This is a genomic window from Listeria rocourtiae subsp. hofi (assembly GCF_963575615.1).
Classification (GTDB): domain Bacteria; phylum Bacillota; class Bacilli; order Lactobacillales; family Listeriaceae; genus Listeria_A; species Listeria_A hofi.
Genome location: NZ_CAUYTL010000053.1, coordinates 1 through 12,254 on the forward strand (window position 1 = coordinate 1; position 12,254 = coordinate 12,254).

At 44.0% G+C, this 12,254-nt stretch carries 11 protein-coding genes; 10 read left to right on the forward strand and 1 reads right to left on the reverse strand.

Annotation, left to right across the window (positions count from 1 at the left end; genetic code table 11):
• Positions 1-53 precede the first annotated feature (53 nt).
• Complete coding sequence (locus R8925_RS14900; RefSeq protein ID WP_430536577.1) at positions 54-353, reverse strand: ArsR/SmtB family transcription factor; 300 nt, start codon at positions 351-353, stop codon at positions 54-56.
• A gap of 110 nt (positions 354-463) precedes the next feature.
• Here R8925_RS14900 and R8925_RS14905 point away from each other — a divergent pair, with 110 nt between their 5' ends.
• The 10 genes from R8925_RS14905 to rpe all read left to right on the forward strand — a co-directional run bounded on the left by R8925_RS14905 (position 464) and on the right by rpe (position 12,004).
• Complete coding sequence (locus R8925_RS14905) at positions 464-757, forward strand: putative quinol monooxygenase (RefSeq protein ID WP_430536578.1); 294 nt, start codon at positions 464-466, stop codon at positions 755-757.
• A 4-nt stretch (positions 758-761) separates the two neighbouring features.
• Entirely contained in the window at positions 762-1,391 is a 630-nt protein-coding gene (locus R8925_RS14910; RefSeq protein WP_430536579.1) for a nitroreductase family protein, read from the forward strand.
• Between the two features lie 374 nt (positions 1,392-1,765).
• Positions 1,766-2,971, forward strand: a complete 1,206-nt coding sequence (coaBC, locus tag R8925_RS14915) for a bifunctional phosphopantothenoylcysteine decarboxylase/phosphopantothenate--cysteine ligase CoaBC (RefSeq protein WP_430536580.1) — start codon at positions 1,766-1,768, stop codon at positions 2,969-2,971.
• A 1-nt stretch (position 2,972) separates the two neighbouring features.
• Entirely contained in the window at positions 2,973-5,375 is a 2,403-nt protein-coding gene (gene priA, locus R8925_RS14920; protein WP_430536581.1) for a primosomal protein N', read from the forward strand.
• Between the two features lie 12 nt (positions 5,376-5,387).
• Positions 5,388-6,332 (forward strand): methionyl-tRNA formyltransferase, encoded by a 945-nt coding sequence (gene fmt, locus R8925_RS14925; protein WP_430536582.1) that lies wholly within the window; start codon positions 5,388-5,390, stop codon positions 6,330-6,332.
• Entirely contained in the window at positions 6,329-7,666 is a 1,338-nt protein-coding gene (gene rsmB / locus R8925_RS14930; protein WP_430536583.1) for a 16S rRNA (cytosine(967)-C(5))-methyltransferase RsmB, read from the forward strand. Before fmt ends, rsmB begins: the two co-directional genes overlap by 4 nt.
• Positions 7,667-7,747: 81 nt before the next feature.
• Positions 7,748-8,506, forward strand: coding sequence for a Stp1/IreP family PP2C-type Ser/Thr phosphatase (locus R8925_RS14935; protein WP_430536584.1), 759 nt, complete (start codon positions 7,748-7,750; stop codon positions 8,504-8,506).
• A complete protein-coding gene (pknB, locus tag R8925_RS14940; RefSeq protein WP_430536585.1) occupies positions 8,503-10,455 on the forward strand; it encodes a Stk1 family PASTA domain-containing Ser/Thr kinase in 1,953 nt (650 codons plus the stop codon). Before R8925_RS14935 ends, pknB begins: the two co-directional genes overlap by 4 nt.
• A gap of 3 nt (positions 10,456-10,458) precedes the next feature.
• Entirely contained in the window at positions 10,459-11,346 is an 888-nt protein-coding gene (rsgA, locus tag R8925_RS14945; RefSeq protein WP_430536586.1) for a ribosome small subunit-dependent GTPase A, read from the forward strand.
• A gap of 1 nt (position 11,347) precedes the next feature.
• Positions 11,348-12,004: a ribulose-phosphate 3-epimerase gene (gene rpe / locus R8925_RS14950; RefSeq protein ID WP_430536587.1), complete on the forward strand. Its 657-nt coding sequence runs from the start codon at positions 11,348-11,350 to the stop codon at positions 12,002-12,004.
• Positions 12,005-12,254 lie beyond the last annotated feature (250 nt).

Here is a 12,254-nt window from a genome sequence, read left to right on the forward strand (position 1 = left end):
TATTGAACCGCCGTATACCGAACGGTACGTACGGTGGTGTGAGAGGTCGGAGCCTAACGGCTCCTCCTACTCGATTTTTGGAAAATGCTCAAGAAGGCGGGATATTCGTCAAGGCACTGCTGGTTAGGTGAATAAATATGCGTTGTGCCTTCTTTGCGGACATCGACCAAACCGGCTTCTTTTAAAATTTTTATATGGTGGGACATCGTGGATTTTGAAACTGCATACGTATGGCTTGTCACACGCTGTTCGCCTTTTTGGAGTAGACAGCGGAAAATGTCTAGGCGGATTGGATCACTAAGAGCTTGGAATAGGAGTAGTAACTGTTCGGAATCTTGTTTATTATTTTTCATAGAAGTATCATAGCACATTACGAATTAGTTGCCTATCAAAAAATGTTGTGTTAAGGTATGATAGTTCGAAAAAAATCGAACAATACGATTTTGGAGAGAAGGGCGAACAAATGCTAGTTATTCAAGCGAGATTGGAAGTCCAAGAAGACAAGGTTGCCGTTTTTTTGAAACAAGTGGAGCCGTTGATTGAGGCATCACGAGCAGAAGCGGGCAATATTAGTTATAAGCTGACATGTGCCGTGGAAAATACGACCGAGTTTTATATGATTGAGCAGTGGGAAGACATAGCTGCGATTGATGCACATAATAAAAGTAGCCATTTTCAAGCGTTTCAAGCGAGCGTTGGTAGCATGTTAAACGCACCACCGATAATTCAAGTACTTAGTACACTGGAAAGGAAGTAATACCATGTATAAAAATAATGATTTTGAGGATATTATCAAAAACCGCCGTTCGATTCGTACATATGACGACTCGGTGAAAATTAGTAGAGAAGAGATGGAGCAAATTTTGACGGATGCGATGCGTGCACCATCATCAGTGAACATGCAACCGTGGCGTTTTGTTGTGGTAGAAAGCCCAGAAGGGAAAGAGAAATTGCGTCCACTTGTGCGATTTAATACGCGACAAAATGATACGTCGTCTGCCATGATTGTGATTTTTGGCGATATCGATAGTTTTGAGAATGGCGAGAGAATTTTTAACAGTTCGGTGGAGCAAGGATTGATGCCAGCGGATGTGAAGGAGAAGCAAATGGCTGCGTTGACGCCGTATTATGCGAATTCGCCACGTGAGGAATTGGAGCGGGTAGCGTTGATTGACGGGAGCTTGGTTGCGATGCAGTTGATGTTGGTTGCGCGGGCGTATGGTTATGATACGAATCCGATTGGTGGGTTTGAGCGGAAGGAAGTTGCCGAGGCGTTCGGGATGGATACAGAGCGTTATGTGCCGGTGATGATTGTGTCGATTGGGAAAGCGATGGATGCGGGGTATGGATCGTATCGGTTGAGTACGGATGATACGTTTTTTTGGAAGTAAGTTTGGATTATATGACAGATAAATCGGCGATAGTTTGATTTGTTTAGAGCAGGATGTACGTCTTACCTAGATCGTGATGTCCTGCTTGTTTTTGTGTTGTTCGAAATGTATTGAGTTAGTTCATATGCGTGTGGAATCATTGCAAACTATCCAATCTTTGGCTACATAGTTTTAGTTACAATGCTTTTTTGATATTAAATATTGCTTTTTTAGTCAAGTAAGTATCAAACATAGTGAAATAATATTGATAGAAGTTAGGTTTTCTAAACACAATCTGAGATTCCTAGCTTTTTCTTTTTGTTTCTAACCTCCAACACTGTTTTTTCCCGCGCTAAAACGGTATAATTAACGGGAAGGTGAAAGAGGTGACCTAGATGTTAGATGGAAAAAATATCTTACTCGCGGTTTCTGGTGGAATCGCTGTTTATAAAGCTGTGGCGCTTACGAGTAAATTGACGCAGGCGGGCGCGAATGTGAAGGTGATGATGACGAGGAGTGCGCAGGAGTTTGTGCCGACGCTTTCGTTTCAGGTTTTATCGCGAAATGATGTGTATACGGATACGTTTGATGAAAAGGATTCCCGTGTGGTGGCGCATATTGATTTGGCGGACTGGGCGGATCTTGTGATTGTGGCACCGGCGACGGCGAATTTGATTGGCAAGATGGCGAACGGGATTGCGGATGATATGGTAACAACAACACTGCTCGCGACCGAAGCACCGATTTGGGTGGCGCCGGCGATGAATGTTCATATGATTGCGCATCCGGCTGTAGTGCGGAATATTAATCAGCTGTACGCGGATGGAGTTCGTTTTATTGAGCCGAGCGAGGGTTATTTGGCTTGTGGATATGTTGGACGTGGCCGTTTGGAGGAGCCCGAGCGGATTGTTGGGCATTTGACGAGCTTTTTTGCGGAGAAGAATACGCTGCTCACTGGTCGGAAAGTTGTGGTGACAGCTGGTGCGACGATGGAAAAATTGGACCCGGTGCGTTATTTTACGAATCATTCGACAGGAAAAATGGGCTTTGCGATTGCAGAAGCAGCCGCGAGATATGGTGCGGATGTTGTATTGGTGACATCATCTACGAAACTTGCGGTGCCACACGGTGTTCAGGCAGTTTATATTGAGTCGGCGCAGGAGATGTACGAAGAAGTCATGAAGCATAAGGATTCGGCGGATGTTTTTGTGATGAGCGCTGCGGTTGCTGATTATACGCCAAAAGTGGTTCATGAGCATAAAATTAAGAAGCAACCGGGCGATTACGCAATTGAGATGGTGCGCACGAAGGATATTTTGGCGGAAATTGGTCAGAATAAGAAGGCAGAGCAGGTCGTGATTGGTTTCGCTGCGGAGACGCAAAACGTGAAAGAAAACGCGCTGAAAAAACTGCATGCGAAAAATGCGGATCTGATTGTGGCGAATAATGTGGCGCAAATTGGTGCTGGCTTTGGCGTGGATACGAATCAAGTGACTTTTTACGGGCAGGAAGATGCGGAGAAGTTTTTTCCGTTATTGTCTAAACAAGAGGTGGCGCGCGAAATTATCGAACAGGTAGCGCGTTTGTTGGGGGAAAAGTAAGATGGCAAGAGTAGCCCAGGTGATTGTGGATGTGCCAGCGATGCAGGTTGATCGCCCATTTGATTATCTTGTTCCGGAGGCTTGGCAGGGAATTGTGCGACCTGGCATGCGTGTTTCAGTACCTTTTGGGAATCGGGCGTTGCAGGGGTTTGTTGTTGGAACATCGGACACGAGTGACTTCGCTAAATTAAAAGAGATTCGAGAAATGATGGATTTGGCGCCGGTTTTGAACGAGGAACTTTTGGAACTAGGTGATTGGATGGCGCAGGAGACGCTTGCTTACCGGATTTCGGCTTACCAGGCGATGTTACCGGCGGCTTTACGCGCAAAATATGAAAAATATTTTTGGCTGTTGGATGCGGAGAATGATGAGGCAGCGCGTCTTTTTGAAGGCTATGAAACGATGGATTGGAAACGGGCAGAACAGCTAGGAGCCCTGCCAACGCTTCAAAAGTGGATGAAAGAGGGAACTGTCGAATTGGTCTATCAGGTGAAAAATAAGGTGACGAAAAAAACGATGCGCGTAGTCAAACCAGTTGCGTCTGTTCAACAACTTGAGGACGCAATTTCGGGACTTTCTAAAGGTGCCAAGGCGCAAATGAAGATTTTGCAGTTTTTTCAAGTGTTTGATGAGGAATATATTTCGGTGAAGGCGCTGCGGGAGAAAGTACAGACGACCGATGCGACGATTCAGAAGGTTGCGGCGCTTGGCTTGATTGAAATAGTGGAGCAGCATGTGTCGCGAGATCCGTATGAACACCACGACTTTAAGGCCAGTACACCGCTGTCGCTTTTGCCAGATCAGCAGGCAGCGCGGGATGCGATTGTGGCCTCAGCCAAGGTGGAAAAGCAGGAAACATTCTTGCTACACGGCGTAACAGGAAGCGGAAAAACAGAAATCTATTTGCAGTCAATTGAGGCGGTGCTTGCGGCTGGAAAAGAGGCGATTGTGCTCGTTCCAGAAATTTCATTGACACCGCAGATGGTTGAACGTTTTAAACGCCGGTTTGGCAGGCTTGTTGCGGTGCTTCATAGTGCCCTTTCAGCCGGTGAGAAGTATGATGAATGGCGCAAAATTGAGCAGGGGAAGGCTAAGGTTGTTGTCGGAGCACGTTCTGCGGTTTTCGCACCATTTTTGAATCTCGGTATTATTATTATTGATGAGGAACATGAAACGAGTTATAAGCAGGAGGATAATCCGCGGTATCATGCGCGGGATGTGGCGATTGAGCGGGCGAGGCGGTATGGTTGTCCGGTTGTGCTCGGTAGTGCGACGCCTTCTTTGGAGTCGTTTGCGCGGGCTGGGAAAAAGCGGTATACGTTGCTGGAATTGCCTACGCGTGTGAATGATACGGCGCTTCCGGAAGTCGAAGTGGTCGACATGAGTGAGGAATTGCGCAATGAGAATCGGACGGAATTTTCGCAAGTGTTGTTGGAAAAAATTAAGGATCGGCTAGCGAAAAAAGAACAGGTTGTGTTGCTTCTTAATCGGCGCGGGTATTCGTCATTTGTGATGTGCCGGGATTGTGGCTATGTTGTGGAATGTCCGAATTGTAGTATTTCGCTAACCTTCCATCAGGCGCATAATCAGATGAAATGCCATTATTGTGGCTATCAAGAAGGCGTACCGCACCATTGTCCAAGTTGTGAAAGCGAGCAGATTCGGTATTTTGGGACAGGGACGCAAAAGGTGCAAGAGAGCTTGGCGAAATTGATTCCAGAAGCGCGTGTCATTCGAATGGATGTGGATACGACAACGAAAAAAGGTTCTCATGAGAAGTTGCTAAATCAGTTTCGGGATAAGGAAGCAGACGTGTTGCTCGGGACACAGATGATTGCAAAAGGCCTAGATTTTCCAGATATTACGCTCGTTGGGGTGTTGAATGCGGATACGATGCTAAATTTGCCTGACTTTCGGGCATCAGAGAAAACGTTCCAATTGTTGACACAAGTGAGTGGTCGTGCAGGTCGGCATCAGTTGACGGGTGAGGTAATTGTGCAGAGTTACAACCCGGAGCATTACAGTATTCAGTTTGCCAAGATGCATGACTATATTGGCTTTTATAACCATGAGATGCGGGTTCGTAAAATTGGCTCGTATCCGCCGTTTTATTATTTGACGCTGATTAATGTGAGCGACGAGGACGAGATGAAAGCGGTACGAACGATTCAAGAGATTACGCAATTTTTGCAAGGGAAGTTGGGGCCGGATGCGATTATTTTAGGTCCAGTGCCGAGTTCGATTGCGCGAATTAAAAATAAGTATCGCTATCAATGCATTATTAAATACAAAGTCGAGCCAGAATTAAAGGCGGAACTAAAAAATATTTTGTTACATTACCAAAAAGAACAGGTTAAAGGGTTGACGATAACAATGGATGTGCAACCGTTTGTGATGATGTAAAGGAGAATGAGGATGACAAAAATAATTTTTATGGGTACGCCAGCTTTTTCAGTACCTGTTTTAGAGCAAGTGGCGAATGAATATGAGGTGATTGCGGTCGTTACGCAACCGGATCGCGCGGTAGGACGTAAGCGTGTTTTGACGCCGCCGCCAGTGAAGGAGGCTGCAATTGCACGGGGAATTCCGGTTTACCAACCAGAGAAGTTGCGAAGTTCTTCGGAATTGGATGAATTAATCGGACTTGGTGCGGATTTGATTGTAACCGCGGCATATGGGCAGATTTTGCCGAATGTGCTACTAGACGCGCCGAAACATGGTTGTATAAATGTGCATGCCTCTCTTTTGCCGGAGTATCGTGGTGGTGCCCCGGTGCATTATGCGATTTTGGATGGCAAAACGGAGACGGGCGTGACAATCATGTATATGGTCGAGCAACTAGATGCTGGCGACATGTTAGCGCGTCGAAGTATTCCAATTACGGATGGGGATAACGTGGGAACGATGTTTGAGAAGCTAAGCGCGGTCGGTGCTTCGCTTTTAATGGATACGTTGCCGGACCTGTTGGCTGGAAAGTTGACGCCGGAACCACAAGATGCCAGCTTGGTCACGTTTGCGCCGAATATTAAGCGAGAACAGGAAAAAATTGATTGGACGCATGATGGTCGCGCAATTTTCAACCAGATTCGCGGGCTTTCGCCGTGGCCAGTCGCCTATACAACACTTGCCGGAAATCCTTTTAAAATTTGGCAGGCACATATCGAAGAAACCGAGCAACAAGAACCAGCCGGCCAAGTTGTGCGCACGACAAAACATGATTTTGCGATTGCAACGGGTGATAAAACGATTATCGTGCCTGAAATCGTGCAACCAGCAGGAAAGCAAAAAATGGCTGTTGCTAATTATATGGCGGGAGCCGGGCAACATCTAAACTTAGAAACAAGGTTTGGTGACATATGAAAAAACCAGAAACAGTCCGCGAAATTGCGTTGGGCTTGATTGAAAAAATCGAAAATAATCAGTCATTCAGCCATCTACTAATTAATGATGCGCTTAAAAATAGTAATTTAAACCAAATGGACCGCGCGCTTTTGACGGAACTCGTCTATGGAACAACACAACGCCGCATTACGCTAGATTTTTATTTAGAGCCTTTTTTGCGCAAAACGCCGGAAAATTGGGTTCTGAATTTATTGCGCTTATCGGTATATCAATTGGAATTCCTCGATAAAATTCCTGAACATGCGATTTTACATGAAGCGGGCGAAATTGCGCGTGAACGGGGACACGATGGCGTGACAAAATTTGTGAATGGCGTTTTGCGGAACATAATTCGTAATGGCGTTCCAAAAATCGAGGATATCAGTGATGAAACAACGAAAATTGCAGTGGAGACCAGCTTGCCAACATGGCTCGTAAAACGCTGGATTGAACAGTTTGGTACTGAAAAAACGCGTGAAATTGGTTTATCCTTTTTAGAGTCGCCGTCGCAAAGTATTCGTGTGAATGAGAATAAAGTGACTGTCGCTGAACTACAAGAGGAACTTTCCACACAAGGTATTGAAACAGAGCAAAACGCCTACATTCCAGAAGCGCTCATGATGGAACGGGGATCTATTGCTGATACGCAAGCTTATCATAATGGTCGTTGCACGATTCAAGATGAGAGTTCGATGCTTGTTGCACATGCCCTGCAACTAGAAGACGGTTTGCGCGTGCTTGACGCGTGTTCGGCACCAGGTGGAAAAACAACACATATTGCTGAAAAAATGCATAACACCGGTGAAATTATCGCGCTTGATATCCACCCGCATAAAACAAAATTAGTAAATAAAGCAGCCAAGCGCCTTGACTTGACAAATATTACAACAGAAGTTCTAGATGCCAGAAAAGCAAGTGAACTGTTTGCACCAGAGAGTTTTGACCGTATTTTAGTAGATGCTCCTTGTTCAGGATTTGGTGTTTTACGCCGAAAGCCAGACATTAAATACAGCAAGACGGAGTCAGATATCGACAATTTAGCACGGATTCAGCAAGCAATTTTAGCTGAGGTTGGCGCATTACTAAAAGAAAATGGTATATTAATATATAGCACCTGTACGATTGATCAGGTGGAAAACCGTGGTGTTGTGGCGAACTTCCTTTTGAACCATCCGGAATTTCAGCTAGAACAAGTACATGTGCCTGAAAAGATGCTTCCGTTTGTACAGGAAGACTATCTGGAATTAGTACCAACAGACATCGGAAGTGACGGTTTCTTCATCGCCGCATTCCGAAAAATAACGAACAAATAAGCAATGGGAAGACGAATTTTTGCATTTGTTGCGTTTGAGAAATCTCGAACGTTTTCCCAGCAATGTGAGGTGTAAGCAAGTATGCATGCAGAATTTAGAACAGATCGTGGAAGAATCAGAAATCATAATGAGGATAACGGTGGTATTTTTGAGAATCAACTGGGCATCCCGCTCGTTATTGTCGCAGATGGAATGGGCGGTCACCGAGCTGGTGATGTCGCGAGTGAAATGGCTGTCAGACTTCTTAGTGATAGTTGGAAAAATGTGACCGATTTGAAGTCCGCAACAGAGATTGATTCGTGGTTCCGCGAGGCAATTCAAGCGGTGAACGAGCAAATATTGGCGCATGCAAAACAAGACCCAACGCTAAAAGGGATGGGTACAACGCTTGTTGCAGCGATTTTTTCAAACAGTCAAATCATTGTAGCGAACGTTGGGGATAGTCGTGGCTATCTACTGAAAAACGGTGTGCTAGAACAGCTTACCGAAGACCATTCGCTCGTTAATGAACTGCTTCGTAAAGGGGAAATTACGAAAGAAGACGCAGAGAATCATCCACGCAAAAATATTTTACTACGCGCGCTGGGAATAGAAGGAAATGTCGAGACAGATGTTTTTATTTTGCCATTCCAGCCAAAAGATCAGCTACTGCTTTGCTCTGATGGCTTATCAAATATGTTGACTGAACAAGAAATAGAAGCAGTATTAACAAGTAAAAGAACGCTCGCAGAAAAAGCGGATATTTTTATAACAAAAGCAAATGCCAATGGTGGGGAAGATAACATCACGGTGTTGCTTTTAGAACGGAATTTAAGGGAGAAAGGTAGGGATGTATCATGATGATCGGCAAGCGAATTAATGACCGTTACAAAGTTGTCAGCGCAATCGGTGGCGGCGGAATGGCCAATGTTTTTCTTGCACATGACATGATTCTGGATCGCAAAGTAGCTGTCAAAGTGCTACGAATCGATTTAGCAGATGAAAGCAATTTGATACGCCGTTTTCAGCGAGAAGCACAGTCAGCGACAAGCTTGGTGCATCCAAACATTGTTAGCATTTACGATGTAGGCGAGGAGAACGATCTTCACTACATCGTAATGGAATACGTAGAGGGGATGGATTTAAAACAATACATTCATGAAAATAACCCAATTCCATTCGAAAAAGCTGTGGATATCATGCTTCAAATCGTTTCAGCCGTTGCGGTAGCCCACAGTGCACATATCGTCCATCGTGATTTAAAGCCACAAAATATATTAATTGACCATGATGGCGCTGTTAAAATTACAGATTTCGGCATTGCGATGGCGCTTTCCGAAACATCAATTACACAAACGAATTCATTGCTTGGCTCCGTGCATTATTTATCACCGGAACAAGCACGTGGCGGCATGGCGACACAAAAATCAGATATTTACTCACTTGGAATTGTCCTTTACGAATTACTCGTTGGGAAAGTTCCGCATGATGGCGAATCACCTGTTTCGATTGCAATCAAGCATTTGCAAGCAAATATACCATCGATTCGTGAGCAAAATCCGGAAGTCCCACAAAGTCTAGAAAATATCGTGATTCGCGCGACAGCTAAAGATCCTTTTTTACGGTATCAAACCGCGGAGGAAATGAAAGCAGACTTAAAAACGGCATTAGACCCCGAACGACGTAATGAAGCCAAATATGTATTTCCGGTGGATGATGGTGAAACAAAAACGATACCGATTATCGCGACAAAAAATGCGATGCAGAATCTAGATAATACAATGGTCAGTGCTGCTGAAAAAGAGGAAGCGCCCGCAGAACCACAGAAGAAAAGCAATAAAAAGAAAATCTGGATTATTGCAGGAATCATTGCTCTGTTCGCGATTATTATCGTTGCCCTTTGGCTTATGGGCCGACCACCAGCCACTGTCAAAATTCCTAATGTGGCGAATGACACGAGAGAAACCGCCGTACAAAAACTCCAAGATGCAGGATTCGTTGTCGGGGAAACCTTTGAGAAGAACAGTGATAAGGTGGACGAAGGGAAAATCATTGAGACTGATCCTGAAATTGGAACGAGCGAAGAAAAGGGTGCCACTGTTAATTTATATATGAGTATTGGTGCGAAAAAAATCACAGTAGAAGACTATACAGGCAAAACATATGACACGGTGAAACAAGTTTTAGAACAGCAAGGATATAAAAAAGTAAGCTACACAGAAGAATATAGCGATTCCGTTGATTCTGGTGTGATCATTTCACAAGATCCATCATCAGGAACGGAAGTGGTTGCAGCTGATACTGAAATTTCTTTTGTCGTAAGTAAAGGCGCGCAACCCGTGACATTAAAAGACCTATCTGGATTTAACCAAGTCGGTTTAGATGACTACGCGAGTTCTAATGGTATTGAAATTTCCGTTAGTAGCGAAGAATATTCCGATACAGTTGGCGCTGGCCAAGTCATTTCACAAAAACCAGAAGCAGGTGCCTCACTAAATAAAGGTGACAAAGTGACGGTTGTGATGAGTAAAGGCCCGAAAGAAAAAGAAGTGAAAACGGTCAGACGGACGATTAATATTCAGTATGAGCCGGAAGATCCTACGGCAACACCGCCTGTACCACAGCATATCCAAATATACATTCAAGACAAAAACAACAGTATGACGAAGGCCTATAAAGAAATGGATATCACAAAAGATACCGCGGAAACACTTACTTTTGAGATTGAAGAAGGCACACAAGGCGGGTATAAAGTCGTTCGCGATAATACCGTCATTTTGGAAGAAACGATTGATTATCCAAATTCATAAGAAATGAAGGTGACTTTTCTGGAAGGACAAATTATGAAGGCTTTAAGCGGTTTTTATTACGTTTATTGTGAAGGCGAAACCTATCAATGTCGTGCACGCGGTAATTTTAGAAAGCGTGGTTTGACACCACTTGTTGGCGATCATGTCGTTTTTCAGGCTGATAATGTGAAAGAAGGCTATGTACTGGACTTGCTACCTCGGAAAAATGCTTTAGTACGCCCACCGATTGCGAATGTTGATTTAGCGCTACTAGTTTTTTCTGCGGTAGAGCCTGATTTCTCGGCCAATTTAGCCGATCGATTTTTAGTTGCCATTGAATTAGAAGATGTTACGCCTGTTATTTGTATTAGTAAAATGGATTTAGCAGATGAGGCACGAAAGGCAGAAATTGCTGACTATCAGGCGATTTATGAAGAGGCAGGCTATCAAGTTTTACTAACGAATACGGAAATTGATAAAAAAGCTGTTCTTGACGTTATTGCTGGTAAAATTGCCGTGATTGCAGGTCAATCGGGGGTTGGAAAATCAACATTGCTAAATACGCTTAATCCTGATTTAGACATTGAAACAGGCGTCATCTCTTTTGTATTGGGGCGCGGGAAACATACGACCCGCCACGTGGAGTTGATGACAATTGGTGCTGGATTTATTGCTGATACGCCAGGTTTTAGCTCGATTGAAATGGACGAATTAACGACTGAGAATCTCCAATTTTGTTTTCCAGAAATAGATCGCCGTCGCGGCGAATGTAAGTTTCGAGGTTGCATACATGAGAAAGAACCGAAATGCGCTGTGAAAACTGCAGTTGCGAATGGTGAAATAGCAGCATTTCGATATGAACACTATATTCAAATTTTAACGGAAGTAAAAAACAAAAAAGAGAGGTATTAACATGGGAAAAATAGCTCCATCGATACTTAGCGCGGATTTTGCCAACTTAGCAGCAGATATTAAAGAAGTGGAAGGATATGGTGCCGACTACATTCACGTAGATGTGATGGATGGCCATTTCGTGCCTAACATTACATTCGGCCCCAGTGTTGTCAAGGCTATCCGACCGGTTACGAAATTACCACTAGATGTACATTTGATGATTGAAAACCCAGATCTCTATATTCCAGAATTCGCAAAAGCAGGTGCCGACTACATCACGGTACACGTAGAGGCATGTCGACATCTCCATCGTACATTACAGTTAATTCGTTCATTTGACGTGAAAGCGGGTGTTGTTTTGAACCCGGCAACACCGATTGAGATGATTCAGCATGTATTGGAAGAAGTGGACTTAATTTTGTTTATGACAGTTAACCCAGGATTTGGCGGACAAAGTTTTATTAAAGAAGTGCTACCAAAAATTACGGCAGTGAAGAAAATCATTGAAGAAAAAGGATTAAACATTGAGATTGAAGTTGACGGCGGTGTAGATGATAAAACTGCACCACTATGCGTTGCAGCAGGTGCTGATGTTTTTGTTGCTGGATCTTATATTTATGGAAATAAGGATAGAGAGAAAGCTATGGATAAATTGAGAGAAATTGTAGGGGAATAGTGATGAGACGGCTCGTTCAGCTCTGGAAAAATACAGTAAAAACTTTTGTGGAAAAGCCACTAAATTTTCGAGGAGTTGGCCGTTGAAGCAATGATACGCTTGAAATCGGAGCGTTGTTTCAGACAAGATTGCTGCACTATGAACTGCTTATGGATTACATGCTCACGGTGTTGGCATGCATATTGAGGTTCTAATTTGGTGGGAACCACTTCATAAGAACCACTTGTGGATTACATGCTCACGTTGTTCG